This window comes from Amycolatopsis methanolica 239, from assembly GCF_000739085.1.
GTDB lineage: Bacteria > Actinomycetota > Actinomycetes > Mycobacteriales > Pseudonocardiaceae > Amycolatopsis_E > Amycolatopsis_E methanolica.
Window position 1 is genome coordinate 3,074,681 of record NZ_CP009110.1, and the last position, 23,779, is coordinate 3,098,459.

Below are 23,779 nucleotides of genomic sequence, written 5' to 3' on the forward strand. Positions count from 1 at the left end.
CGATCCGTACCCGGGAATAGAGTGAACCCTTGTACCCCGCGATGACCCCATTTCTCGCGCAGTCCGAGCCATGGATCTCCTTCGACGTGGCCGGCCTGGCGGAGCAGTTCTGGAACAACACCGTCGACGGCCTCGCGCTCGGCGGCATCTACGCCCTCGTGGCACTGGGCTACACGCTCGTCTACGGCGTGCTCAAACTCATCAACTTCGCGCACTCCGAGGTCTTCGTCGTCGGCGCGTTCGCCACCTGGCTGACGTTCTACGGCCTCGGGTTCCGCTCCGGCGCCACTCCGGCGCTGTCGGTCTTCGAGATCATTCTCTTCCTCGCCATCGCCTGCCTCGCCGCGATGGCGGTCTCCGGCGGCACCGCGGTGCTGCTGGAACGCGTGGCCTACCGGCCGCTGAGAAAGCGCAACGCGCCGCGCCTGGTCTTCCTGATCACCGCGATCGGCGCCTCGTTCGCCATCCAGCAGACCCTGCGGCTGATCTTCGGTCTCAACCAGCAGCCCCAGATCCGCCTGCTGCAGCCGGAACCGTTGTTCCGGCTCTTCGGCGCGACGGTGACGAACATCCATATCATCCTGTTCGTGGCCGCTGTCCTGTTGTGGTTCGTGGCCGACTACTTCGTCAACCGGACCCGACTCGGGCGCGGCATCCGCGCGGTCGCCCAGGACCCGGACACCGCCACGCTGATGGGCGTCAACAAGGAACGGGTCATCGTCATCACGTTCCTCGTCGGCGGGCTGCTCGCCGGCGCCGCCGCGCTGTTCTACATGATGCGGATCCCGCAGGGCGCCATCTACAACGGCGGCTTCCTGCTCGGCATCAAGGCGTTCACCGCGGCCGTGCTCGGCGGGATCGGCAACCTGCGCGGCGCGCTGCTCGGCGGGTTCCTGCTCGGTCTCGTGGAGAACTACGGGCAGTCGCTGTTCGGCGGCGAGTGGAAGGACATCGTGGCGTTCGTCGTGCTGATCGTCGTCCTGATGTTCCGTCCCACCGGCATCCTCGGCGAGTCCCTCGGGAAGGCACGCGTATGACGACCCAGACGGTGAGCGCGCCGCCGAAGCGCCGCTCCATCCGCGAGCAGTGGAACAACCTGTCCCGGCCGGCCCAGTGGGCGTTCCTCATCCCGGTCGTGGTGCTGATCTACTTCCTGCCGGTGCTCAACCCGCCGCTGATCGCGACGACCGGCACCGACTTCCCGACCGCGATGTTCGACGTGGCCCGCTACGCGCTGGTCGCGATCGGGCTCAACGTGGTCGTCGGCCAGGCGGGCCTGCTGGACCTGGGCTACGTCGGCTTCTTCGCCGTCGGCGCCTACGTCGCGGCGCTGTTCACCAGCCCGAACTCCAGCCTGCACCACCTGCCCTACCTGTGGACGCTGCCGCTGGCGATGGTGGTCACGATGATCTTCGGGATCATCCTGGGCACCCCGACCCTGCGGCTGCGCGGTGACTACCTGGCGATCGTCACGCTCGGGTTCGGCGAGATCATCCGCCTGGTGGCGGACAACGTCGACCCGCTGCGCGGCCAGTCCGGTTTCGAGCGGGTCGGCACCGACGCGAACGGCACGCCGTTCTTCGCCAACGCCACCGCCTGGTACTGGCTGACGGTCACGATCATCATCGCGGTCCTGCTGCTGGTCGGGAACCTGGAACGCAGCCGGGTCGGCCGCGCCTGGGTGTCGATCCGCGAGGACGAGGACGTCGCCGAGATCATGGGCGTCCCGGTGTTCAAGTTCAAGATCTGGGCGTTCGTCATCGGCGCCGCGATCGGCGGCCTGTCCGGCGCGCTCTACGCGGGCAAGCTCGGGTTCGTGAACAACCAGTCGTTCGACGTCATCACCTCGATGCTGTTCCTGGCCGCGGTGGTGCTCGGCGGCGCGGGCAACAAGGTGGGCGTGCTGCTCGGCGCCGCCGTGGTGGCCTACCTGCCGCTGCGGTTCGTGCAGCTGGCCGAGTACAACTACCTCATCTTCGGCATCGCGCTGATCATCCTGATGATCTTCCGCCCGCAGGGCCTGCTCGGCGCCCGGCAGCGGCTGCTGGCCCGGGGCCGCCAGGCCTACCAGCGGCTGCTCGGCCGCGGTGAGCAGATCAGCGGGGAGAGCGCACTGGCCGCCGACACGACGGGAGGTCCCCGATGAGCCACCCCACCGAGGACGCCCCGGTCGAGGGCGGCCTGGTCGCCGAGGTCGCCCGGATGACCCCGGAGCAGCGTGCCGAGCACGACGCCGAGGTCGCCGAGGCGGTCGCCGTCGACCGGGACATCCAGGTCGAGGTCGGCGAGACCCTGCTCGAGCTCCGCGACGTCACGCTGAAGTTCGGCGGCCTCACCGCTCTGGATTCGGTGTCGTTCGGCATCCGCCGCGGCGAGATCCTGGGCCTGATCGGGCCCAACGGTGCGGGCAAGACCACCTGCTTCAACGCGATGACCGGGGTCTACCGGCCCACGTCGGGGCAGGTGCTGCTGGAGGGCAAGCCGCTGGGCAAGGCCACCCGGCATCAGATCACCCAGCGCGGCATCGCCCGCACCTTCCAGAACATCCGGCTCTTCGGCGAGATGACCGCGCTGGAGAACGTGGTGGTCGGCACCGACGCCCGCCACAAGACCAGTGTCCTCGGCGCGCTGCTGCGGCTCCCGCGGCACCACCGCGAGGAGAAGACGGCGGTCGAGCGGGCGATGGCGCTGCTGGAGTTCGTCGGCATCGCCGACCGGGCCGCGGACAAGGCCAAGAACCTCCCGTACGGCTACCAGCGCCGCCTGGAGATCGCGCGGGCGATGGCCACCGAGCCGAAGCTGCTGTGCCTCGACGAGCCTGCCGCCGGGTTCAACCCGGCGGAGAAGGAAGAGCTCATGGGGCTGATCCGGAAGATCCGCGACGACGGCTTCACCGTCCTGCTGATCGAGCACGACATGAAGCTGGTCATGGGCGTGACCGACCGGATCGTCGTACTGGAGTTCGGCAAGAAGATCGCCGAAGGACTGCCGGCCGAGATCAGGGAGAACCCCGCTGTGATCGCCGCCTACCTGGGAGTGCCTGACGATGACGCTGCTTGAGCTTGACGGGGTCTCCGTCCACTACGGACGGATCCAGGCGGTCTCGGAGCTGACGCTGCGGGTCGACGAGGGCGAGGTCGTCGCTCTCATCGGCGCGAACGGCGCCGGCAAGAGCACCACGATGCGCGCCATCTCCGGCATCCGCCCGCTGTCGGCGGGCCGGATCACCTTCGCCGGCGAGGACATCACGAAGCTGCGCGCCGACCTGCGGGTCGTCCGTGGCATCTCGCAGGTGCCCGAGGGGCGCGGGGTGTTCCCGGGGATGACGGTCGCGGAGAACCTGGACATGGGCGCCTACGCGCGCAAGGACCGGAAGAACCTGCAGCCCGACCTGGACCGCGTGTTCGACCTGTTCCCGCGGCTGGCGGAGCGGCGCAACCAGGCCGGCGGCACCCTGTCCGGCGGTGAGCAGCAGATGCTGGCCATGGGCCGGGCGCTGATGGCCAAGCCGCGGCTGTTGCTGCTCGACGAGCCCTCGATGGGGCTCGCGCCGCAGTTCATCCAGCAGATCTTCCGGATCGTCACGGAGATCAACAAGCAGGGCACCACCGTGCTGCTGGTGGAGCAGAACGCGCAGCAGGCGCTGTCCCGCGCCCACCGGGCGTACGTGCTGGAGACCGGCCGGATCACCAAGACCGGCACCGGCACCGAGCTGCTGGCGGACTCCGCGATCAAGGAGGCCTACCTGGGCGTCGCCTGATCGGGTGGATCTGGAACGACAAGGGCCCCGGCGCTCGTGCGCCGGGGCCCTTCTTCGTCCGGGTCAGCGGCTGCCGGGGGCGGCGTCCCGCACCAGGCAGGACAGCCGCGCGGTGCAGGTGCGGCGGCCCTGGTCGTCGGTCAGCACGATCTCTGCGGTGATGGTGCCCCGCCCGACGTGCAGTGGCGTCGCCACACCGGTGACCAGGCCTTCCCGCGCCGCGCGGTGGTGGGTGCAGGAGAGCTCGAACCCGAGCGTGGCCTTGTCCGCCCCCGCGTTGAGCGCTGCCACGGTCGAGCCCAGCGCCTCCGCGAGCACGGCGTTCGCGCCGCCGTGCAGGAGGCCGTAGGGCTGCAGGTTGCCCTCAACGGGCATCGTGCCGACCACCCGCTCCGCCGTGAGCTCGACGAACTCGATGCCGAGCTTGTCGTTGAGCTGCTGCTCCGCGACGCGCGGATCGATGCCCGCGAGCTGCTCGCGGATGGCTTCGGAGAGGTTCTCGGACAACGCGGGTGACTCCTCGGTGAGACGACGGCAGGGCGGAACGACCGCTCGCGCGGTTCTGTCGGTGCCCCACCCTAGACTCGCACCCGTGAGCCCCAGCCAGAACCAGCCAGTAGCCAACACCACAGCGACGGCGCCCGCGGAAGGACGGCCGCGGCTGTTGCTGATCGACGGCCACTCGATGGCCTACCGCGCCTTCTTCGCCGTGCCTGCCGACCGGTTCAAGACCTCCACCGGCCAGGTCACCAACGCGGTGTTCGGGTTCACCTCGATGCTCATCAACCTGCTGCGCGACGAGCAGCCCACGCACCTCGCGGTGGCGTTCGACGTGTCGCGGCAGACGTTCCGCTCGGCGACGTTCGCCGACTACAAGGCGACCCGGACGTCGACGCCGGACGAGTTCAAGGGGCAGGTCGACCTGGTCAAGGACGTGCTCGGGGTGCTCGGCATCCCGGCGCTGACCAAGGAGAACTACGAGGCCGACGACATCATCGCCACGCTCACCACGCAGGCGACGGCCGAGGGCTACCAGGTCCTGATCTGCACCGGCGACCGTGACGCGCTGCAGCTGGTGGACGACTCGACGACGGTGCTGTACCCGCGCAAGGGCGTGTCCGACCTGGTCCGCTACGACCCGGCCGGGGTCGCCGAGAAGTACGGGCTCACGCCGTCGCAGTACCCGGACTTCGCGGCGCTGCGCGGCGACCCGTCGGACAACCTGCCGGGCATCCCGGGCGTGGGGGAGAAGACCGCCACCAAGTGGATCCAGCAGTTCGGGTCGCTGGACGCGCTGATCGACCGGGTCGACGAGGTCAAGGGCAAGGTCGGGGACGCGCTGCGCGCACACCTGAGCTCGGTGACGCTCAACCGCCAGCTCACCGAGCTGGTGCGGGACGTGCCGCTGGACGCCACGCCCGGCGACCTCGCGCTCAGGCCGTGGGACCGGGACGCGGTCCACCGGCTGTTCGACGAGCTCGAGTTCCGGGTGCTGCGCGACCGGCTGTTCCAGACGCTGTCCAGCGCCGAGCCGGAGGCCGAGTCCGGGTTCGAGGTGGAGGGCGCCGCGGTGCCCTCCGGCGGTCTCGCGGCGTGGCTGTCGAAGCACACCAAGGCAGGCCAGACCGTGGGCCTGTCCTTCCGCACCACCGGTTCGTCGGTGCGGTCCGACATCCAGTCGATCAGCCTGGCCGCGCCGGGCGGGGAGGCCGGGTACGTCGACGTCACCGCCCTGGACGAGGCCGACGAGCAGGCGCTGGCCGCGTGGCTGGCCGACCCGGCGATCGCCAAGGCCGGGCACGCGCTGAAGGTGCCGCTGCACGCGTTGCGAGCGCGCGGCTGGAAGCTCGCGGGCCTGGCGATGGACACCGAGCTGGCCGCGTACCTGGTCCGGCCGGGGCAACGGTCGTTCGAGCTGGACGACCTGGTGCTGCGGTACCTGCAGCGCGAGCTGCGCAACGACAGCGACTCCGGCGACGGCCAGCTGTCCCTGCTCGACGGCGACGACGGCGACAAGAAGCTGGTGCAGGGCGAGCTGGTCCGCGCCAGCGCCGTCGCTGAGCTGGCCGGCGCGCTCTCCAGCGAGCTGGAGAAGATCAGCGGCACCAGGCTGCTCGGCGACATCGAGCTGCCGTTGCTGCAGGTCATCGCCGAGGTCGAGGCCGCGGGCGTGGCCGTCGACATCGAGCAGCTGACCGCGCTGGAGGCGCACTACGGTGCCCGCGTGAAGCAGGCCGCCGAGGCCGCCTACGGCGTGATCGGCAAGCAGGTCAACCTGGGCTCGCCCAAGCAGCTGCAGGTGGTGCTGTTCGACGAGCTGGGCATGCCGAAGACCAAGCGCACCAAGACCGGCTACACCACCGACGCCGAGGCGCTGCAGACGCTGTACGAGAAGACCGAGCACCCGTTCCTGCAGCACCTGCTGGAGCACCGTGACGCCACCCGGCTCAAGAGCACCGTCGAGGGCCTGCTCAAGTCGGTCGCCGACGACGGCCGGATCCACACCACGCTGCACCAGACCATCGCGGCCACCGGACGGCTGTCCTCTGTGGACCCGAACCTGCAGAACATCCCGATCCGCACCGAGGAGGGCCGCCGCATCCGCGACGCCTTCGTCGTCGGCGACGGGTACGCGGAGCTGCTCACCGCGGACTACAGCCAGATCGAGATGCGGATCATGGCGCACCTGTCCGAGGACGCGGCCCTGATCGAGGCGTTCCAGTCCGGGTTCGACTTCCACGCCGCCACCGCGGCGCGCGTGTTCGGCGTCGACCCGGCCGAGGTCACCGGGCCGCAGCGGGCGAAAATCAAGGCGATGAACTACGGCCTGGCCTACGGGCTGTCGGCCTACGGGCTGTCGCAGCAGCTGCGGATCTCCACCGAGGAGGCCCGCGGGCTGATGGACGAGTACTTCGCCCGGTTCGGCGGGGTGCGCGACTACCTGCACAGCGTCGTGGTCGAGGCGGGCAAGGTCGGCTACACCGAGACGATCTTCGGCCGCCGCCGCTACCTGCCCGACCTCAACAGCGACAACCGGCAGCGGCGCGAGATGGCCGAGCGGATGGCGCTCAACGCGCCGATCCAGGGCAGCGCCGCCGACATCATCAAGGTCGCGATGATCGGCGTGCACCGCGCGATCGCCGAGGCCGGCCTGCGGTCGCGGGTGCTGCTGCAGGTGCACGACGAACTGATCGTCGAGGTCAGCGAGGGCGAGCGCGACCAGGTCGAGGAGCTGGTGCGGCGCGAGATGGGCGCGGCTTACGAGCTGGCCGTCCCGCTGGAGGTGTCGGTCGGGTTCGGCCGATCCTGGAACGAGGCGGCGCACTGACGGCATGACAGACCGGGCGGCGGTGGTGGCGCAGGTGCGCCGCGCCAAGGACTGGATGGACGCGCACTACGCCGAACCCCTTGACGTGGACGCGCTCGCCGCCGTCGCCTGCTGTTCGCGCTACCACTTCATGCGCTCGTTCGCCGCCGCGTACGGGGAAAGCCCGAAGGCCTACCTGACGCGGCGGCGCATCGAGCGGGCGCAGGACCTGTTGCGGTCGGTGAACCTGACGGTCACCGAGGTGTGCCTGGCGGTCGGGTTCACCAGCCTCGGCACGTTCAGCCGGCGCTTCGCCGAGATCACCGGCTCCTCGCCGAGCGAGTACCGGGCGCGGGTGCGCTCGGACGCCCCGCCGCCGGTGCCCGGGTGTTACCTGATGATGTGGACCCGGCCCACGGCGGGAACAGCACATTCGGAGAAGCCCGGGGACGCCCCAGGTCAGTAGCGTTCCTCCCATCGACCACAGGAGGTTCGCGATGATCAAGGGGCTGTCCCACTCCAGCGTCTACGTGCTGGACCAGGACTCGGCGAAGGCGTTCTACACCGAGAAGCTGGGTTTCGAGGTGCGGCAGGATCTGCGGATCGGCGAGTTCCGCTGGCTCACGGTCGGCCCGGCCGACCAGCCGGACCTCGACTTCATCCTCATGAAGCCGGGGCCGCCGCAGCACGACGCGGAGACCGAGAAGCAGATCCGGGAACTGGTGGCCAAGGGCGCGCTCGGCGGGGGTGTGTGGAAGACCGCCGACTGCCGCGGGACGCACGCCGAACTGGCCGCCCGCGGCGTCACGTTCCTGCAGGAGCCTGCCGAACGGCCGTACGGGATCGAGGCCGTGTTCCGCGACGACTCCGGCAATTGGTTCAGCCTCACCCAGCCGCACGCGTTCGACCCGGGCAAGGACTGGGGCTGATCTTCGCCGGTTTCCGGCCGGACCGGGCGTTTCGGCGTGGGAAGTTTCCGGCGCGTTGCTGGCGGGAGAACGCCACGTCGAGAGGCTGCCCGTGCCGGGAGCAGCAGGTAGCGTGGGGTCATGGCTGGCCGGAAAGCGCTGATCCTGGCGGGTACGGGGATGCTGGCCGGGCTCGCCGAAGTCCTGACCCGGGAGGGCTGGCACGTGGTGCTGCCGTCCCGGCGATACCACCCGCTCGACTGCGAGGTGCGGCCGGGGGAGGCGGCGCGGCGGTCGATGCGGCCGCCGGGGCACCGGCCCTTCCGCGACGGCACGATCCGTCCGTGGGGCGGTGGGAAGGCGATCTGGGTCGAGGCGCACTGGGACCGGCCGCGGGAGCTCGGGGCGAAGGCGGAGCTGGCGCTGCGCGGGCAGGCGGACCTGCTGGTCGCGTGGATCCACGAGCAGTACCGGCGGTCGGTGATGGGCGCGGTGGAGTCCCTGCTCGCCGACGGCGCGCCGGTGGTGGAGGTGCGGGGCGGCCTCAGCGGCACCGGGGCGGTCGAGCCGCCCGACCCGCTGCTGCCCCTGCACCCGACCCAGGTGGTGCAACTGGGCACGGTCTCCGCCTACGACGCCCACCGGTCACTGGCGCAGGCCGAGATCGGGGAGGGAGTCCTCGAAGCGGTGCGCCGGGCCCTGAACGGCCACGCGACGTCCACCCACCAGATCGGCCAGCTGCGGCCCATGGTGCGCTAGCCCCGCGGCAGGTGCCTCCGGCCGACGGCCCGGAGGCATCGCCGATGCCGGATGGGACCTGCCTTGATGGCGTGACGATGCCGGGCGGGGAGCCGCCTTGATAGCGGGCTGGCGGGATCTGCCTTGATGGTGGTCGGCCGCCGCTGCGCTGGACCGCTCGCTCGGCGCCCGCCTGGCAGCGGGAATCATGTGCCGCCGGGATTGGCGGAGGTTTGCCGCCGCCGGGCGGGGGATCGGCCTCGATGGCGGCGCGGCCGCTGGTGCGCTCGGCGCGCGCCCCGGCACGGGACTGTGTGCCGGCGGAGTTCGCGGTGGTTTGCCGGTGCCGGGCGGGGCCGCTTTGTTGGCGGGCGGGCGTGGCCGCTGCTGCGCTGGACCGTCCACTCGGCGCGCGCCCTGACAGCCGGGACAGCATGCCCCGGGGAGCGCCCTGGCGGCGGGCGCCGCGCGCGGCGCGTCAACCCACCGAGCCCGTTTCCCGCATCTCCGCGAGGCGTTCGGCCAGGAATGCGAGTTCGACCTCGTTGTCCGTCAGGCGCAGTGCTTCCTCGTAACATCCGGCCGCCTCGGCGAACCGGCCTGAGCGCCGCAACAGATCGGCCTTGATCGCGGGCAGGTAGTGGTACCCGGACAGCCTCGGGTCGGCTTCCAGCTCCGTCACCTCGGCCAGGGCCTGCGCCGGGCCGTCCACCATCGCCACCGCCACCGTCCGGTTCAGCGCCACCACCGGCGACGGCCACACCTTCGCCAGTTCGTCGTACAGCACCAGGATCTGCGGCCAGTCCGTCTCCTCGTACGACGGCGCGCTCGCGTGCGGCATCGCGATCGCCACCTGCAGCGCGAACCGTCCTGGCGGGCCGCCCCGCAGGGCCGATACCACCAGCTCGTCCGCCTCCGCCAGCGCGGCGCGGTCCCAGCGGGAACGGTCCTGTTCGGACAGCAGCAGGAGCCGCCCCGTCCCGTCCGTGCGCGTGGCCTGGCGCGCGTGCCCCATCGGCAGCAACGCCAGCAACCCGCGCACCTCCCGCGAGTCGGGCACCAGCTCCCGCAGCAGCCGCGCCAGTTCCAGCGCCCGCTCGGCGCACGACACCCGCGTCAGCGACTCGCCCGACGGCGCCGTGTGCCCGGTCGTGAACAGCAGGTGGATCGTGGTCCGCACCGCGTCCAGCTGCTCCGGCAGCTCGGCCGGCGCCGGCATCCGGAACGAGATCCGCGCGGCCGCGACGTCCGGCGTCGGCACGCCGCACACCAGCCGCAAGGTCAGCGCCACCTGCGCCTCGGGCGACAGCGCGGGGTGGCAGCACAGGAACACAAGCCGCAGCGGGTCGTCGGCCACCGGCCGTCCGGCGCGGGCTCGACCAGCAACGGCGGCTTCGCGCGCAGCGTCGCCGCGCGCCGCAGAACGTCCAGCGCGTTGTGCCGCGCCGCCGTGGTCAGCCAGGCGGCCGGTCGGTCCGGGACGCCGTCGCGTGCCCACTCGGTGAGCGCGGCGGCGTAGGCGTCCTGGACGCACTCCTCCGCCAGGTCGAGATCACGCGTGACGCGCACCGTCGCGGCGAGCACCTGGCCCACTCGCGGCGGTGCGCGACGGCGACGGCGTCCCGGACCCCGGTCACACCTCGATCAGCGGCCGCACCTCGACCGCCCCGTCCATGATCGGCAGCAGCTTCCCGATCGCCACCGCCTGGTCGAGGTCGGCCGCCTCGACCACGAGGAACCCGGCGATGACCTCCTTGCTCTCCAGGAACGGGCCGTCGGTCACCGCGCCGCCCTTGTGGATCGTGCGGGCCCGCGCCACCGGCTGCAGTCCCTGCTCGTGCACCACCCGCGCCCCCATGGCCTCGATCTTCGGCCCGACGGCCAGGTTGGCCTCCATGACCTCGGGCGCAATGTCGGCCGCGCCGCCGGGGAGTTCCTTCTCGTAGATCAGGATCGCGTACTGCGGCATCGTCTCGTCCCCGCTCACCAGTTCCCCGTTTCCGGGCCCATCGCCACAATCGAGCCCGCCCGCGCGCCGGTAACGGTGGAGCAGCCCGCCCCGCGGCAGCCGCTCCGAGTGGGTCAGCTCCAGCGAGCCCGGCCCGGCGCCGGCGCCGAACAGCCGCGCTTGAGCTCAGCCACCGCCGCGGCGGCGTCCGCGCACCAATGTGCAGTTGCGCCAGCCCACCCCGGTCAGCGTCCGCGAGGCGACGAACTTCGGCAGGCCGTTCACCACGTCGACGAACGGGTCGTCGGCCAGCGGCCACGCCGCGGCGAACTCCTCATAGGTCTTCCGGCCGAGCAGCAGCGCGCCTGCCCCGCGGTCGAACTCGAGCGTCAGCTCCAGCACCCGCTCGCCGGTGAACGGCACCGCCCAGCCGCCGTGCGCGAAACCGCCGTCGCGGTCCTCGTCCGGGCCGCCCGGCGCCTGCATCACGCCGTCGGCCCTCTCCTCGGGGGCGCCCTGGTGACGCCCGCGCCCTGACAGCGAACGAGCGGCCCCGGAATCGACAACCAGCGGGAACTAATCTGCGCGGGCCACACCCCGGACGAGGAGCATGATGCCTTCACGCACCTCCGCACGGGAGCGCTGCGGCTGGAACACCTGCCAGTCCAGCGCGACGACCAGCAGTGTGCCGAACAGCCCGGCCGCCGCGGTCGGCACCTCGATGCCCGGCGGCAGACGCCCGGCGTCGGCCACCCGCTGCAGCTGTTCCTTCACGATGGAGACGATGTCCTCGCGCAGCAGCGACAGCGTCTCCTGCCACTGGCCCGGCGTTCGCCACAGCTCGCTCACCAGGATCTGCGAGAACCCGCGGTGCCCCGCGATGAACTCCAGCCCGGTGTCCACCAGGGACTCCAGCGCGGCCACCGGGTCCGGCTCGGCCGCGTGCGCCCGCAGCCGCTCGGCGAGCTGACCGACGCCGTAGCGCAGCAGCGCGTCGATCAGCCCGTCCTTGCTGCCGAAGTTGTAGTACACCGTGCCCTTCGCGACCCCGGCCGCCGCCGCGATCTCGTCCACCGTCAGCCCGGCCAGCCCCTTCTCGGTGGCCAGCCGCAGCGTCGCCTCGAACAGCTTCTGCTTGGTGTTCTCGCCGCGCGGGCTCACAGCGACAGCTCCGGCTGCAGCTTCGACACCGTCCACACCCGTTGCCTGCGCGCCGCCAGCGCCGACACCGCGAGCGCGCCTGCCAGATAGGCGACCAGCACCCCGATGTCCAGCAGGTTCCGCAGCGACGCGCCGGTGTAGAGCAGGTGCCGCAGCCCGTCGACCACGTACCCCATCGGCAGCACGACATGCAGCGGGTACAGCGCGTCCGGCAGGGTCTGCCACGGGAACGTGCCGCCCGCGCTGACCAACTGGAGCACCAGCAGCACCAGCCCGAGGAACTTGCCGACGGCGCCGAAGAACGCGTTGAGCGCGTGCACGATCGCGGTGAACGTCAGCGACGCCAGGATCGCGAACGCCAGCGCGCCCACCGGGTTCGCGATGTGGATGCCGACGAACCAGGTCACCGCGGCGAACAACACGACGACCTGCGCGATGCCCAGCAGAGCCGCGGGCAGCCACCCGCCGAGCGCGACCCGCAGCGGCGCGGTGCCCGCCGCGATCGCCCGCGACGACAGCGGCCGGATCAGCAGGAACAGCACGAACGCGCCGATCCAGGTGGCCAGGGCGAGGAAGAACGGGGCCAGCCCGGCGCCGTAGGTGCCCGCGGAGGCGACGCCGACCGAGTTGACCTCGACCGGGTCGGCGATCGTGTCCGCCGTCGCGGTCCGCGTCGGGTCGCTGGGGTTGGGGATCTGCTGCAGCCCGTTGTTGAGACCGTCCCGCAGCTGCCCGGCGCCGGTCGCCAGTTCCTGCGTGCCGGACAGGGCGGTCTTTTCACCGTCGTTGAGCTGGTTCGCCCCGGCCGAGAGCGTGCTCGCGCCGTCGGCGGCCTGCGCGATCCCGCCGGACAGTGCGGGCGCCGAGTTCGCGAGCGTGGCGGCGCCGGCCGCGACCTGCCGTGCCCCGTCGGCGAGCTGGTTCAGCTGGGCCGACGTCTGCTGGACCTTCGCGTTGGCCTGGTCGACCGGGGCCCGCAGGTCGCCCAGCACGCCCTGCACCCGCTCGATGTCGGTCTCGGACAGCCCGGCCGCGCGCAGCCGGTCGGTGAGCTGGTTGTTCACGTTGTCGAGGTTGCGCACGAGCTGGGCGGAACCGCTCGCGACGGTGGACCCGGCCGCGGCGACCTGGCTGTTGCCGTCGGCGACCTGCTGCGCGCCGTCGGCCAGCTGCCGCGTGCTCTGCGGCAGGGTCGCGGTGCTCGACCGGAGCGTGGACAGCCCGGACGACAGCTGGGCGCTGCCGGTGGCCAGCTGCTGCGCCCCGTCCGCGAGCTGCTGCTGGCCGGTGAGCAGGCGGTTCGCGCCGTCGGCGAGCTGGGTCGCGCCGGTCGCGGCCTGCTGGGTCTGCTGGTAGATGGTCGAAAAGCCCATCAGGAACCGGTTCGCGGCCTCGCTGCTCACCTTCTCCGCGATCGTGTCGCGGATCTGCTCGGCGACCTGGTTGGCGATGGTGTGCGAGAGGTAGTTGTTCGCGTCGTTCGTGGTCAGCTGGATCGTGGCGCGCTGCGGGGTGAAGTTGCCGCTGGAGAGCAGCGCGGCGGAGAAGTCGCGCGGGACGGTGATCGCGAACGCGTAGCGGTCGTCGCGCACCCCGGCGTCGGCCTCGGCCGCGGAGACCTCGTGCCACTGGAACGTGCCCGACCCGACCACCGTGGACGTGACCTCGTCGCCGACGTTGCGGTCGGCGGTGCCCGCGTCCTCGTTGACGATCGCCGCGGGCAGCTTGCCGAGGCGGCCGTAGGGGTCGAAGTTGGCGTAGAGGTAGAACGACGCGTACAGCAGGGGGACGAGCACCAGCGCGGCCACGGCGAGCTTGGGCAGCTTGCCGGAGGTCAGGCGGCGCAGTTCCCCGGCGGCGAGCCGGAGGCCGGTCACTGCGGATCTCCTTGCACGAGTTCGGGTTCGGGCTGTTCGGTGCGGCCGAGCAGCGCCGGAGGAGCGGGCAGCACCCCGGGTGGGGCGGTGGCGGTCAGCACGACGACGGCGAAGCCGCGCTCGGCGTGTTCGCGGGCGAGGCCGGCCCAGCTCCCGACGTCGCTGGTATGCCGGTCCGGGGCGTCGAGCACGAGCAGCCGCACACCGGGCCGCGCGGCGGCCAGCGCGGTGAGCAGCCGGGTGCGCTCGGCGGGGGACAGGTGCTCGAACCGGACGTCCGCGCGCCCGGCGAGGTCGTGCTCGGACAGCCACCGCGCGACGGCGTCCTTGCCCGCGGGCAGCTTCCCGATCGACAGCTCCTCGGCGACGACCATCCGCACCGGCAGCGAGCCCTCCGGCGCGGTGATCTCCGGCGCGTCCACCACGGCGCTGACGCGGCGCAGTTTCGCCGCGTCCGTCTTGCCGTCGATCGTCACGAGCCCGGTCGTCGGCCGCATCCGCCCGGTCAGGGCGAGACCGAACGCGGTCACCCCGGCGCCCGGCTCGCCGTGCGCGAAGACGAGTTCGCCCTCGGCGACGGTGAGCGAGGTCGGCGGCAGCACCGTGCCGTGCGGACCTTCGACGGTGACCCGGTCGGCGTGCACCCGCACAGGATCCCCTTCTTTTGAACTGACTGGTCAGTTCAAAACCTACGCCCGTCCCCGGGAGCCCGCAACTCGGGGGTCACCGCAGTGCGGACGCCGGCCGGACCTCCCAGTACGACCACAGCGGCCGGTACCCCTGGCGCGGCCAGAACACCGAGGACAGCGGGTTGGCCGGGTTGTAGTAGAGGTAGGTCGCGCGGGCGCCGAGGTCGGCGAACTCGCGGTGCACCCGGCTCAGCAGCGCCCTGCCGATGCCTTCGCCGCGCGCGTGCTCGCTGGTCGCCACGTTGTTGACGTAACCCCACTGTCCGGCGGGCAGCAACTCGGCGGCCCACGACCCGGGCGCCGACTCGACCCAGCCGCAGTCGGCCAGCGCGACGGCGACGCCGTCCCGTTCGGCGAGCCAGACCGGCGCGCCCGCGGCGAGGTTGCGCTCCAGCCGCGGGGTGATCAGCTCCGCGGTGCCCGGCCGCCACGGCCCGGCGACCAGGCTGGAGTAGCGGAACGTGACCAGCGACAGCGCCACGACCTCCTCGAGGTCCTCCGGCCGCGCGCGGCGGATCGTCACCCCCGGCGGGGGCGGGTGCTCCGCCGGCCGGCCGGTGCGCACGGCGAGCACGGACAGCGGGACCAGGCCGTGGTCGAGAAACGCGCGCACCGCCTCGGCGTCCCGGCTCGGCCAGGTCACCGTGCACGACGAGTCCGCGCCGGGCGACTCCTGGTCCATCCGGCGCCGCCAGGCCCGCAGCAGCGCGTCCATGCCCGCGGTCCCGGTGTCCCCGACGCACGGGAACAGCTGCCACACCTGCTCGGCCGACCACAGCAGGTCGAACGCGCCCGGCTGGTGCCGCTGCACCTGGACCACCCCGGTGACGCGGGTGCCGTCCGCGGTCGCCGCGACCAGCACCTCGCCCTCCGGCTGCGGCGCGGCGGGCGGCAGCAGCGGGTCCAGCGCGCTGAACCGGGCCCGCTGCGCGGACAGCAGCGCCGCGCTCACGGGCACGCGCGCGCCCGGAAGATCGCCGTGCCCGGGAAGAGCTTGCCCCGCAACGGGCTCCACTGGCCCCACACCCGGGTGTGCCCGGCCGGCCACTCCGGCTCGACCAGGTCCTCCAGTGCGAACCCGGTGGCCGCCAGCGCCCGCACGTAGTCGCCCACCGTGCGGTGGTACTCGACGTAGGTCGCGTGCCCGTCCCCGTCGACCTCCACGTAGGGGGTGCGGTCGAAGTACGGCTGGCTCGCGGTCAGCCCGGCCGGCCCCGGGTCGTCCGGGAAGATCCACCGGATCGGGTGGGTCACCGCGAACACCCACGGCCCGCCCGGCCGCAACACTCGGCGCACCTCGGCGAACACGGTCTCGATCGAGGCCACGAAGGGCAGTGCGCCGAAGGCCGAGCAGGCCACGTCGACGCTGCCGTCCGCCAGCGGCAGCCGCTCGGCCGTCGCCTGGACCAGCGGCACCTCGATCCCGGTGCGCGCCGCGCCCGCGCGGGCGTGCCGGAGCATCCCGGGCGACAGGTCGAGGCCGACCGGGTGCGCGCCCGCCGTGGCCAGCCAGCGCGAGCACGCCGCCTGGCCGCACCCGATCTCGGCCACGCGGCGGCCGCGCACGTCGCCGAGCAGCCGGGCGTCGGCCTCCCGCACGCCCTCCGGGCACCACACGAAGTCCGCGTCGCCGAGGAAGCCGCCGTGGGCCGCCTGGTAGTCGTCGGCGTCCGCGTCCCACCAGGCCAGGTTGGCCGCCGTCGCCTCGTCCGCGGTCACCTGCCGGTGCGCCACGCCGACCGTGCCGAGCCGGTGTTCGGCGCGGGCGTGCCGGTCCGGGTCGAGCTCGCCGCCGTTGTCGTCTGCCGCCGTCGTCACACCGGTATTCTCACCGGTCAGCCCCGCCGCGTCCGTGCGGGCGACCCTGTTTGTGCCGCGCGCGGGCGGCCGCGTACGATATCTCTAGCGCAGTGGGTTCGCGCTACCTTCCACTCGGCAGAGCTGAGCCGGGTTCCGGGTCGCGCACCGTCGGCGGTGATGCTCCGCGGCCGTTCCGTTGTGAACGTTTGCTCATGGTTGCCGTCGCACGCTCACCGCGCGCGCAAACTGCAAACCTACTCGAGCCGTAAACCAACCGGAGCAACCCACCTAATGACCACCGACACCACCACCGCCCCGACGTCCGGCGCCGCCCAGGTCGCCGTCAACGACATCGGGTCGGAGGAAGACTTCCTCGCCGCGATCGACAAGACGATCAAGTACTTCAACGACGGCGATATCGTTGAGGGCACCATCGTCAAGGTCGACCGCGACGAGGTGCTGCTCGACATCGGTTACAAGACCGAGGGCGTCATCCCCTCGCGTGAGCTGTCCATCAAGCACGATGTCGATCCCGGCGAGGTCGTCAGCGTCGGTGACGAGGTCGAGGCCCTCGTTCTCCAGAAGGAGGACAAGGAAGGCCGGCTGATCCTGTCCAAGAAGCGCGCCCAGTACGAGCGCGCCTGGGGCACGATCGAGGAGCTCAAGGAGAAGGACGAGCCCGTCAAGGGCACCGTCATCGAGGTCGTCAAGGGCGGCCTGATCCTCGACATCGGCCTGCGGGGCTTCCTGCCCGCCTCCCTGGTGGAGATGCGCCGCGTGCGCGACCTGCAGCCCTACGTCGGCCGCGAGCTCGAGGCGAAGATCATCGAGCTGGACAAGAACCGCAACAACGTGGTCCTGTCCCGCCGGGCCTACCTCGAGCAGACCCAGTCCGAGGTCCGCAGCGAGTTCCTCAACGCGCTCGCCAAGGGCCAGGTCCGCAAGGGCGTCGTGTCCTCGATCGTCAACTTCGGCGCGTTCGTCGACCTCGGCGGCGTCGACGGTCTGGTGCACGTCTCGGAGCTGTCCTGGAAGCACATCGACCACCCGTCCGAGGTCGTCGAGGTCGGCCAGGAGGTCACCGTCGAGGTGCTGGACGTCGACATGGACCGCGAGCGCGTGTCCCTGTCGCTGAAGGCGACCCAGGAAGACCCGTGGCGCCAGTTCGCCCGCACCCACGCGATCGGCCAGATCGTGCCGGGCAAGGTCACCAAGCTCGTCCCGTTCGGCGCGTTCGTCCGCGTCGAGGAGGGCATCGAGGGCCTGGTGCACATCTCCGAGCTGGCCGAGCGCCACGTGGAGATCCCGGAGCAGGTCGTGCAGGTCGGCACCGAGGTCATGGTCAAGGTCATCGACATCGACCTGGAGCGCCGCCGGATCTCGCTGTCGCTGAAGCAGGCGAACGAGGGCTTCACCACCGACACCGAGTTCGACCCGACGCAGTACGGCATGGCCGCCGAGTACGACGACCAGGGCAACTACATCTACCCCGAGGGCTTCGACCCCGACACGCAGGAGTGGCAGGAAGGCTACGACAAGCAGCGTGAGGAGTGGGAGCGCCAGTACGCCGAGGCGCACGCCCGCTACGAGGCCCACATGCGGCAGATCGCCAAGGCTGCCGAGGCCAGCGCCCAGGCGGCGGCCGAGGAGGCCACCGGTGGTCCGGTCGGCGGCGGCGAGCAGAACTACAGCTCGACCGGCGGTGGCTCGGAGCAGCGGAGCGGCGGCACCCTCGCCAGCGACGAGCAGCTCGCGGCTCTGCGCGAAAAGCTCTCGGGCGGTGCGTGAGCCCTCCCGGCTGAGTGACTGATCCGTGGCCCCCGGTCCTGCTTGGACCGGGGGCCACGGTCGTTGCCGGGGGCGACCGGCGGGGCCGGCGCTGCAGGACGGCGAAGCCGGATCGGGGGGCCGTGGCCGAGGGCGGGCGCTGCGGGGCGGCCCGGATCGGCGCTCCGATGCGTGCGGCGGCGCGCTGTGCCTTCGTGCGGGGGTGAATGCCGCGTCGCGGGACCGCGGCGGGGGAGGGGGCGGGAGTGGTTCAGGCGAGTTCGAGGTCCAGCCCGTTGATCATCGCGCGGATGCCGGCGCCGAACACCTCGTCGTAGGCGTCGTCGGTGGTCTCGATGAACCACTTCGGCGGCGGGTTGCGTGCGCGGTGGGTCAGCTCGACGCTCACCAGCCCGTGCATCGTGGTCCAGATCAGGTACCCGGTGACGTTCGGGTCCCGGCCGGACGGCGTCACCGGCGCCACCCGGTCCACGAGCAGGTCGAAGCTGCTGCGCTGCGCGAACGCCCGCAGGTCCGGGTCCGGGTCGAACCCGGGCACCGACTGCTCGAACATGAACGCGTACCGCGCCGGGCTGTCCAGCGCGAACCGGCGGTAGGCGTGGGCCAGCGCGAGGATCCCCGTGGCCGGATCGCCGGAAACCGGCGGCACCGCCCGGATCTTCTCGTGCAGCATCTCGAAAGTGCGCTCGTACAACGCGTCCAGAACCCCGTTGCGGCCGCCGAAGCGCGTGTAGACCCCGATCGTCGACGTGCCGGCCGCCTCGGCGACGCTGCGCACCGTCAGCCCGGAAACACCCTGCTTGAGGAGAACCGTCAGCGCGGCCTGCAGGAAGCGTTCCCTGCTGTGGTTGTCGCCGTGGCCGTGTCGGGTGGCCATCCGCCGCGCACCCCCTTCGCTCTCCTGGAAGCAACTTAGGGCATAACGCGTGTTATCGTGCCCCCGCCACGGCAGGCATGATGAACTCGTGGCAGTCGACTTGGTCTTCCGCGGGCGGCGCGTCGTCGCCGACCGCGCGCTCGTGATGGCGATCGTGAACCGCACGCCCGACTCGTTCTACGACCGGGGCGCGTCCTTCGCGGACCCGGACGCGCTGGCGGCGGTCGACCGCGCCGTCGCGGAGGGCGCGGACATCGTGGACATCGGCGGGGTCAAGGCCGGCCCCGGCAGCGACGTCGGGGTCGACGAGGAGACCCGCCGGGTGGTGCCGTTCGTCGCGGAGATCCGCCGGCGGCACCCGGACCTGGTGATCAGCGTGGACACCTGGCGGCACGAGGTCGGACGGCTGGCCTGCGAGGCCGGGGCGGACCTGCTCAACGACACCTGGGCGGGCGCCGACCCGCGGCTGGCGGAGGTCGCGGCCGAGTTCGGCGCCGGGTACGTGTGCTCGCACACCGGGGGAGCGGTGCCGCGCACGCGCCCGTTCCGCGTCCGCTACGAGGACGTCGTCGGCCAGGTGATCGAGGAGATCACCCGCCGGGCCGAGGAGGTCGTGGCGCTCGGCGTGCCCCGCGGCGGGGTCCTGATCGACCCGACGCACGACTTCGGCAAGAACACCTGGCACAGCCTCGCCCTGCTGCGGCACGCGAGCGAGCTGACCGCGACCGGCTGGCCGGTCCTCATGGCACTGTCCAACAAGGACTTCGTGGGCGAGACCCTCGGCGCGGGCGTCACGGAACGGCTGGACGGCACCCTGGCCGCCACCGCGCTCGCGGCCAGGGACGGCGCGCAGGTGTTCCGGGTGCACGAGGTCCAGCAGACGCGCCGCGTGCTGGAGATGGTGGCGACGATCGCCGGGGACCGGCCACCGGCCCAGGCGGTGCGCGGCCTGGCCTGAGCCGGACGGCGCCTCCGCCAGCTTTGGGAAAGCGCTATCGCGAGGAGCCGTTGAGCCCGTGCAGCACGCGCTGCAGGATCTGCGAGTCCAGGAAGTCCGGCTCCGGCAACGGCTCCTCGGCCGGGTATTCGGTCGCCGGGCTGGGCATGCGGTGCGGGGAGCGCGTCGGGAGGGCCCCGGTCAGGCCGGGCGGCAGCGGCAGCTCGCACCACGCCGTGCGGTGCCCGCCGGGCAGGGCGACGGTGTTGATGGTCCAGCCGGGGAGCTCGGGGGGTTCGCCGGGGCGGTCGTCGTCGAGTTCGACGACCACGACGTCGCGGTGCAGGCGCAACCGGACGGTCAGGAAGCGGGGCGATCGCCGGTCCGCCCCTTCCACCGAGGACCGCACCAGGTGCCGGATGACGGCCGCCGCGTCGTCGGCCAGTGGCCGCAGTTTCCACTCCAGGAGGGCGAAACGGACGAACATCTCGGCGCAGCTGACGGCGGTCGGTGCAGCCACGAGCCGAAGGTCGTCTACCTGGGTGGTCGCGGTGGTCACGCCAATCCTCCCTAACATCCCCGTGGCCCGGCGAGCGCTACGGGACCGTACATGTCGATCTTCCCCGCTGGTGCGCGAGACCCTACGGCAAGGCTCGCGACAAAGCGAGAGCCGCCGTGCGCACCGCTGGAGAGACGCGCTCGACCCGGACCCGGTTGCTCCAGCCCGAGATCGAAATCGCCGCCCGTGCCCGGCCGGTCGCGCCGAGCACTGGACTGGCTGCACAGGTTACGCCCACCCCGGACTCCTCCCGCTCGTAGGCGACCCCCTCGTCGCGGATCCTGGTCAGCTGCCGCCGCAGCAGCCCGGGCGCGGTGATCGTGCGCGGGCCGACCCTGGTCAGGCCGGCCGCCAGCACGGTGTCCAGCACGGACGCGGGGGAGTGCGCCAGGATCGCCTTGCCCACCGCGGTGGCGTGCGCGGGGAAGCGGCCGCCGATGCGCGAGGGCAGGGCCGGCGCGTCCGGACCGCGCACGATGTCGAGGTACACCACCTCAGTGCCCTCCAGCACCGCGAGGTGCACCGTGTTGCGGGTGGCTTCCCGCAGATCGGCCAGGTAGGGGCGGGCGGCGTCGACGAGCCCGCGCTCGCGGCCGGCGAGCTGCCCGATCTCGAACAGCCGCAGCCCGAGCCGCACCGCGGTGCCGTCCCGCTCCAGCAGTCCCTGCGTGACCAGGTGCCCGGTCAGCCGGTGCACCGACGACTTCGGCAGGCCGGTGCGGCGGGCGAGTTCGGACGCGCCCAGCGCCTGATCGCCCGGCCGGAACGCGCCGAGCAGCGCGGCGATCCTGGCGGCGGTCATCCCGTCGTCCCGCTCAGCGGCACACATGCGTTGAGTGTGCCGCACTCCGGGGCGCACCGTGGAGCCGACCCCGGAAGGAGGGCGCATGAGCACCCGGAAGGCACGGGCCGCGATCGTCGGACCCGGCAACATCGGCACCGATCTGCTCGTCAAGCTGCGGCGCAGCGAGCACATCGAGGTCGCGTACATGGTCGGGGTGGACCCGGCATCGGACGGCCTGAAGCGCGCGGCCGCGCTGGGCGTGGAGACCTCGGCCGAGGGCGTGGACTGGCTGCTGTCCCGCGACGAGCTGCCGGACATCGTCTTCGAGGCCACGTCCGCCAAGGCCCACCTGGCCAACGCGCCGCGCTACGCCGAGGCCGGCATCCAGGCCGTCGACCTGACCCCGGCCGCCGTCGGCCCGTTCACCTGCCCCGCGGTGGACCTGCCGGAGCAGCTGGGCGCCGCGAACTTCAACATGATCACCTGCGGTGGCCAGGCCACGATCCCGATCGTGCACGCCGTCGCCCGCGTCACCGAGGTGCCCTACGCCGAGATCGTCGCGTCGGTGTCGTCGCGGTCGGCTGGGCCGGGCACGCGCGCCAACATCGACGAGTTCACCCAGACCACCGCGCGCGGGCTGGAGATCGTCGGCGGCGCCGCGAAGGGCAAGGCGATCATCATCATCAACCCGGTCGAACCGCCGCTCATCATGCGCGACACGGTGTTCTGCGCGATCCGGCCGGACGCCGACCGCGACGCGATCACCGCCTCGATCGAGCGGATGGTCGCCGACGTGCAGGAGTACGTGCCCGGCTACACGCTCAAGGCGGCGCCGCAGTTCGACGACCCGCGGCCGGGCTGGCAGGGCCGCGCCAGGGTGGCGGTGTTCCTCGAGGTCGCCGGCAACGGCGACTACCTGCCGCCCTACGCCGGGAATCTGGACATCATGACCGCCGCTGCCGCCCGCGTCGGCGAGCTGCTGGCCGCGAACCGGACTCAGGAGGTGCCGGCATGACCGAGCGGGAGGTGCGGCTCGTCGACACGAGCCTGCGCGACGGCAGCCACGCCATGGCGCACCAGTTCACCGAGGAGAACGTGCGGGACACCGTGCGCGCGCTCGACACAGCCGGGATCTCGCTGATCGAGGTGACCCACGGCGACGGGCTCGGCGGGTCGACCTTCAACTACGGCTTCTCACTGGTGGACGAGCGGAAGCTGATCGCCACGGCCGTCGAGGAGGCCAAGCAGGCCAAGATCGCGGTGCTGCTGCTGCCCGGCCTCGGCACGGTCGCCGACCTGGAGGCCGCCGCCGACCTCGGCGCCGGCGCGGTGCGGATCGCCACGCACTGCACCGAAGCGGACGTGTCCATCCAGCACTTCACCGAGGCGCGCAGGCTCGGACTGGAGACCGTCGGGTTCCTCATGCTGTCGCACATGGCCACGCCGGAGACGCTGGCGAAGCAGGGCCGGATCATGGTCGACGCGGGTTGCCAGTGCGTGTACGTCGTCGACTCGGCCGGGGCGCTGATCCTGGAGGAGGCCGCCGAACGGGTGGCCGCGCTGGTGGCGGAGTTCGGCGACGCGGCGCAGGTGGGCTACCACGGCCACCAGAACCTCAGCTTCGGCGTCGCGAACTCGGTGCTCGCCCACCGGGCCGGTGCGAAGCAGATCGACGGTTCGCTCGTCGCGCTCGGTGCGGGCGCGGGCAACTCGCCGACCGAGGTGCTGGCCGCGGTGTTCGAACGGCTCGGCGTCGAGACCGGTGTGGACAAGGACGTGCTGATGGACGCCGCGGAGAACGTGGTGAAGCCGTTCATCACGCGGCTGCCGGTGATGGACCGGTCGTCGATCGTGCAGGGCTTCGCCGGGGTGTACTCCAGCTTCCTGCTGCACGCCGAGCGCGCCGCGGAGCGCTACCAGGTGCCGGCGCACGAAATCCTTTACCGCGTCGGGGAGAAGCGCTACGTCGGCGGTCAGGAAGACATGATCATCGACATCGCGTTGCAGCTGGTGGCGGAGCGCGAGTCCGCTTAGGACGACCGCACCAGCAGGCGCACGCAGTGCTCGACCAGGCGTTCCCGGGGCATCTCGGGCGTGCCGGACAGGTAGGCGGTGAACAGGTGGGTCAGCGCGCCGACGAGGCCGATCGCGGTCAGCTGCTTCTCCAGCGCGTCCATGCGCGCGGGCAGCTGCTCGCGGATCAGCCCGGCGAAGGCGGGCAGCAGCGCCATCCCGCGCGCGGACAGGGCCGGGTCGGTGATCGGCGCCAGCAGCAGGACCCGGCCCTTGCGCGGATCGTCCAGCATCAGCTCGACGAACGCGGTGACCGCCGCCTCGGCGCGCTGGGCCGGGTCGCGGCGGGTGTCCGGCACCGCGCCGGCGATGGCGCGGTGGGCCTCGGCGGCGACCTGCTCGTAGACCGCGACCACCAGCTCCTCGCGGTCGGCGAAGCTCTCGTAGAAGTACCGCTCGGTGAGCTTCGCGTGCCGGCACACCGCGCGCACGGTGACCGCCGCGCTGCCCTCGGTGCCGAGCAGGTCGAGCCCGGCGTCGAGCAGCTGGGCGCGCCGGGCCGCCCGGCGGTCGCTCAGGGTGGTCCCCGCCCAGGTCTTCTCCGCCATCCGCCCTCACAATTGACTACAGATG

Annotated in this window: 26 protein-coding genes; 12 read left to right on the plus strand and 14 right to left on the minus strand. The window is 72.0% G+C overall.

From position 1 onward, the window contains the following. The first annotated feature begins 41 nt into the window (after nucleotides 1-41). From AMETH_RS14780 to AMETH_RS14795, 4 genes are read left to right on the plus strand one after another with little or no spacing between them, the layout of a single operon-like run. Nucleotides 42-1,037, plus strand: coding sequence for a branched-chain amino acid ABC transporter permease (locus AMETH_RS14780; RefSeq protein WP_026153986.1), 996 nt, complete (start codon nucleotides 42-44; stop codon nucleotides 1,035-1,037). Next, complete coding sequence (locus AMETH_RS14785) at nucleotides 1,034-2,146, plus strand: branched-chain amino acid ABC transporter permease (RefSeq protein ID WP_017988043.1); 1,113 nt, start codon at nucleotides 1,034-1,036, stop codon at nucleotides 2,144-2,146. The genes AMETH_RS14780 and AMETH_RS14785 overlap by 4 nt, the downstream gene beginning before the upstream one ends. Continuing rightward, nucleotides 2,143-3,060: an ABC transporter ATP-binding protein gene (locus tag AMETH_RS14790; RefSeq protein WP_017988044.1), complete on the plus strand. Its 918-nt coding sequence runs from the start codon at nucleotides 2,143-2,145 to the stop codon at nucleotides 3,058-3,060. Before AMETH_RS14785 ends, AMETH_RS14790 begins: the two co-directional genes overlap by 4 nt. Then, complete coding sequence (locus AMETH_RS14795; protein ID WP_017988045.1) at nucleotides 3,047-3,760, plus strand: ABC transporter ATP-binding protein; 714 nt, start codon at nucleotides 3,047-3,049, stop codon at nucleotides 3,758-3,760. The genes AMETH_RS14790 and AMETH_RS14795 overlap by 14 nt, the downstream gene beginning before the upstream one ends. Nucleotides 3,761-3,823: 63 nt before the next feature. Here AMETH_RS14795 and AMETH_RS14800 read toward each other — a convergent pair whose 3' ends face one another. Next, nucleotides 3,824-4,267: a hotdog fold thioesterase gene (locus tag AMETH_RS14800; RefSeq protein WP_017988046.1), complete on the minus strand. Its 444-nt coding sequence runs from the start codon at nucleotides 4,265-4,267 to the stop codon at nucleotides 3,824-3,826. Nucleotides 4,268-4,352: 85 nt separating this feature from the next. Here AMETH_RS14800 and polA point away from each other — a divergent pair, with 85 nt between their 5' ends. The 4 genes from polA to AMETH_RS14820 all read left to right on the plus strand — a co-directional run bounded on the left by polA (nucleotide 4,353) and on the right by AMETH_RS14820 (nucleotide 8,734). After that, the gene (gene polA, locus AMETH_RS14805; RefSeq protein ID WP_026153987.1) at nucleotides 4,353-7,088 is read left to right on the plus strand and encodes a DNA polymerase I; all 2,736 of its coding nucleotides are present in this window, start codon (nucleotides 4,353-4,355) and stop codon (nucleotides 7,086-7,088) included. 4 nt (nucleotides 7,089-7,092) lie between these two features. After that, complete coding sequence (locus AMETH_RS14810) at nucleotides 7,093-7,533, plus strand: helix-turn-helix domain-containing protein (protein WP_017988048.1); 441 nt, start codon at nucleotides 7,093-7,095, stop codon at nucleotides 7,531-7,533. Between the two features lie 31 nt (nucleotides 7,534-7,564). Then, the gene (locus tag AMETH_RS14815; protein WP_017988049.1) at nucleotides 7,565-7,996 is read left to right on the plus strand and encodes a VOC family protein; all 432 of its coding nucleotides are present in this window, start codon (nucleotides 7,565-7,567) and stop codon (nucleotides 7,994-7,996) included. A 120-nt stretch (nucleotides 7,997-8,116) separates the two neighbouring features. Then, nucleotides 8,117-8,734 (plus strand): Rossmann-fold NAD(P)-binding domain-containing protein, encoded by a 618-nt coding sequence (locus AMETH_RS14820; protein WP_223843152.1) that lies wholly within the window; start codon nucleotides 8,117-8,119, stop codon nucleotides 8,732-8,734. A 457-nt stretch (nucleotides 8,735-9,191) separates the two neighbouring features. On the opposite strand, the gene AMETH_RS14825 is transcribed toward AMETH_RS14820, so the two are convergent. The 9 genes from AMETH_RS14825 to AMETH_RS14860 form a co-directional block, all read right to left on the minus strand. Beyond that, nucleotides 9,192-10,070 carry an RNA polymerase sigma factor gene (locus AMETH_RS14825; RefSeq protein WP_323807005.1) on the minus strand — a complete coding sequence of 293 codons (879 nt, stop codon included), beginning with the start codon at nucleotides 10,068-10,070 and terminating at the stop codon, nucleotides 9,192-9,194. Beyond that, nucleotides 9,995-10,306 (minus strand): sigma factor, encoded by a 312-nt coding sequence (locus AMETH_RS42080; RefSeq protein WP_338059789.1) that lies wholly within the window; start codon nucleotides 10,304-10,306, stop codon nucleotides 9,995-9,997. The genes AMETH_RS14825 and AMETH_RS42080 overlap by 76 nt, the downstream gene beginning before the upstream one ends. A 40-nt stretch (nucleotides 10,307-10,346) precedes the next feature. After that, nucleotides 10,347-10,700 carry a YciI family protein gene (locus tag AMETH_RS14830; protein ID WP_017988051.1) on the minus strand — a complete coding sequence of 118 codons (354 nt, stop codon included), beginning with the start codon at nucleotides 10,698-10,700 and terminating at the stop codon, nucleotides 10,347-10,349. A gap of 147 nt (nucleotides 10,701-10,847) precedes the next feature. Beyond that, entirely contained in the window at nucleotides 10,848-11,150 is a 303-nt protein-coding gene (locus tag AMETH_RS14835; RefSeq protein WP_017988052.1) for a dihydrofolate reductase family protein, read from the minus strand. An 87-nt stretch (nucleotides 11,151-11,237) separates the two neighbouring features. Further along, nucleotides 11,238-11,822, minus strand: coding sequence for a TetR/AcrR family transcriptional regulator (locus AMETH_RS14840; protein WP_017988053.1), 585 nt, complete (start codon nucleotides 11,820-11,822; stop codon nucleotides 11,238-11,240). Then, nucleotides 11,819-13,699 (minus strand): YhgE/Pip family protein, encoded by a 1,881-nt coding sequence (locus AMETH_RS14845; RefSeq protein WP_017988054.1) that lies wholly within the window; start codon nucleotides 13,697-13,699, stop codon nucleotides 11,819-11,821. The genes AMETH_RS14840 and AMETH_RS14845 overlap by 4 nt, the downstream gene beginning before the upstream one ends. Further along, the gene (locus AMETH_RS14850) at nucleotides 13,696-14,349 is read right to left on the minus strand and encodes an ATP-binding cassette domain-containing protein (protein WP_017988055.1); all 654 of its coding nucleotides are present in this window, start codon (nucleotides 14,347-14,349) and stop codon (nucleotides 13,696-13,698) included. Before AMETH_RS14850 ends, AMETH_RS14845 begins: the two co-directional genes overlap by 4 nt. A gap of 73 nt (nucleotides 14,350-14,422) precedes the next feature. Further along, on the minus strand, nucleotides 14,423-15,346 hold the full coding sequence (locus AMETH_RS14855; protein ID WP_017988056.1) for a GNAT family N-acetyltransferase: 924 nt from the start codon (nucleotides 15,344-15,346) through the stop codon (nucleotides 14,423-14,425). Next, nucleotides 15,337-16,206 carry a class I SAM-dependent methyltransferase gene (locus AMETH_RS14860; protein WP_017988057.1) on the minus strand — a complete coding sequence of 290 codons (870 nt, stop codon included), beginning with the start codon at nucleotides 16,204-16,206 and terminating at the stop codon, nucleotides 15,337-15,339. Before AMETH_RS14860 ends, AMETH_RS14855 begins: the two co-directional genes overlap by 10 nt. Nucleotides 16,207-16,479: 273 nt before the next feature. Here AMETH_RS14860 and rpsA point away from each other — a divergent pair, with 273 nt between their 5' ends. Beyond that, nucleotides 16,480-17,976, plus strand: coding sequence for a 30S ribosomal protein S1 (gene rpsA, locus AMETH_RS14865; RefSeq protein ID WP_017988058.1), 1,497 nt, complete (start codon nucleotides 16,480-16,482; stop codon nucleotides 17,974-17,976). 250 nt (nucleotides 17,977-18,226) lie between these two features. Here the strand turns inward: rpsA and AMETH_RS14870 are convergent, their stop codons facing one another. Then, the gene (locus tag AMETH_RS14870) at nucleotides 18,227-18,853 is read right to left on the minus strand and encodes a TetR/AcrR family transcriptional regulator (RefSeq protein WP_017988059.1); all 627 of its coding nucleotides are present in this window, start codon (nucleotides 18,851-18,853) and stop codon (nucleotides 18,227-18,229) included. 145 nt (nucleotides 18,854-18,998) lie between these two features. Between AMETH_RS14870 and folP the strand changes: the two genes are divergently transcribed. Then, entirely contained in the window at nucleotides 18,999-19,811 is an 813-nt protein-coding gene (gene folP / locus AMETH_RS14875) for a dihydropteroate synthase (protein WP_051079604.1), read from the plus strand. A 34-nt stretch (nucleotides 19,812-19,845) separates the two neighbouring features. Here folP and AMETH_RS14880 read toward each other — a convergent pair whose 3' ends face one another. Continuing rightward, the gene (locus AMETH_RS14880) at nucleotides 19,846-20,310 is read right to left on the minus strand and encodes a hypothetical protein (protein ID WP_223843153.1); all 465 of its coding nucleotides are present in this window, start codon (nucleotides 20,308-20,310) and stop codon (nucleotides 19,846-19,848) included. A gap of 121 nt (nucleotides 20,311-20,431) precedes the next feature. After that, entirely contained in the window at nucleotides 20,432-21,178 is a 747-nt protein-coding gene (locus tag AMETH_RS14885) for an IclR family transcriptional regulator (protein ID WP_026153989.1), read from the minus strand. A gap of 58 nt (nucleotides 21,179-21,236) precedes the next feature. Between AMETH_RS14885 and AMETH_RS14890 the strand changes: the two genes are divergently transcribed. Further along, nucleotides 21,237-22,148 (plus strand): acetaldehyde dehydrogenase (acetylating), encoded by a 912-nt coding sequence (locus AMETH_RS14890; RefSeq protein ID WP_017988063.1) that lies wholly within the window; start codon nucleotides 21,237-21,239, stop codon nucleotides 22,146-22,148. After that, on the plus strand, nucleotides 22,145-23,167 hold the full coding sequence (dmpG, locus tag AMETH_RS14895) for a 4-hydroxy-2-oxovalerate aldolase (protein ID WP_020486785.1): 1,023 nt from the start codon (nucleotides 22,145-22,147) through the stop codon (nucleotides 23,165-23,167). The genes AMETH_RS14890 and dmpG overlap by 4 nt, the downstream gene beginning before the upstream one ends. On the opposite strand, the gene AMETH_RS14900 is transcribed toward dmpG, so the two are convergent. Beyond that, nucleotides 23,164-23,754, minus strand: coding sequence for a TetR/AcrR family transcriptional regulator (locus AMETH_RS14900; protein WP_017988066.1), 591 nt, complete (start codon nucleotides 23,752-23,754; stop codon nucleotides 23,164-23,166). The genes dmpG and AMETH_RS14900 overlap by 4 nt on opposite strands. Nucleotides 23,755-23,779 lie beyond the last annotated feature (25 nt).

Bases quoted from the DNA above. Each gene is read 5' to 3' on its own strand.
- dmpG (WP_020486785.1), top strand. From the start codon at position 22,145: ATGACCGAGCGGGAGGTGCGGCTCGTCGACACGAGCCTGCGCGACGGC.
- AMETH_RS14885 (WP_026153989.1), bottom strand. From the start codon at position 21,178: ATGTGTGCCGCTGAGCGGGACGACGGGATGACCGCCGCCAGGATCGCC.
- AMETH_RS14810 (WP_017988048.1), top strand. From the start codon at position 7,093: ATGACAGACCGGGCGGCGGTGGTGGCGCAGGTGCGCCGCGCCAAGGAC.
- AMETH_RS14795 (WP_017988045.1), top strand. From the start codon at position 3,047: ATGACGCTGCTTGAGCTTGACGGGGTCTCCGTCCACTACGGACGGATC.
- AMETH_RS14815 (WP_017988049.1), top strand. From the start codon at position 7,565: ATGATCAAGGGGCTGTCCCACTCCAGCGTCTACGTGCTGGACCAGGAC.
- AMETH_RS14900 (WP_017988066.1), bottom strand. From the start codon at position 23,754: ATGGCGGAGAAGACCTGGGCGGGGACCACCCTGAGCGACCGCCGGGCG.
- AMETH_RS14780 (WP_026153986.1), top strand. From the start codon at position 42: ATGACCCCATTTCTCGCGCAGTCCGAGCCATGGATCTCCTTCGACGTG.
- folP (WP_051079604.1), top strand. From the start codon at position 18,999: ATGGCGATCGTGAACCGCACGCCCGACTCGTTCTACGACCGGGGCGCG.
- AMETH_RS14790 (WP_017988044.1), top strand. From the start codon at position 2,143: ATGAGCCACCCCACCGAGGACGCCCCGGTCGAGGGCGGCCTGGTCGCC.
- AMETH_RS14820 (WP_223843152.1), top strand. From the start codon at position 8,117: ATGGCTGGCCGGAAAGCGCTGATCCTGGCGGGTACGGGGATGCTGGCC.
- AMETH_RS14870 (WP_017988059.1), bottom strand. From the start codon at position 18,853: ATGGCCACCCGACACGGCCACGGCGACAACCACAGCAGGGAACGCTTC.
- rpsA (WP_017988058.1), top strand. From the start codon at position 16,480: ATGACCACCGACACCACCACCGCCCCGACGTCCGGCGCCGCCCAGGTC.
- AMETH_RS14890 (WP_017988063.1), top strand. From the start codon at position 21,237: ATGAGCACCCGGAAGGCACGGGCCGCGATCGTCGGACCCGGCAACATC.
- AMETH_RS14785 (WP_017988043.1), top strand. From the start codon at position 1,034: ATGACGACCCAGACGGTGAGCGCGCCGCCGAAGCGCCGCTCCATCCGC.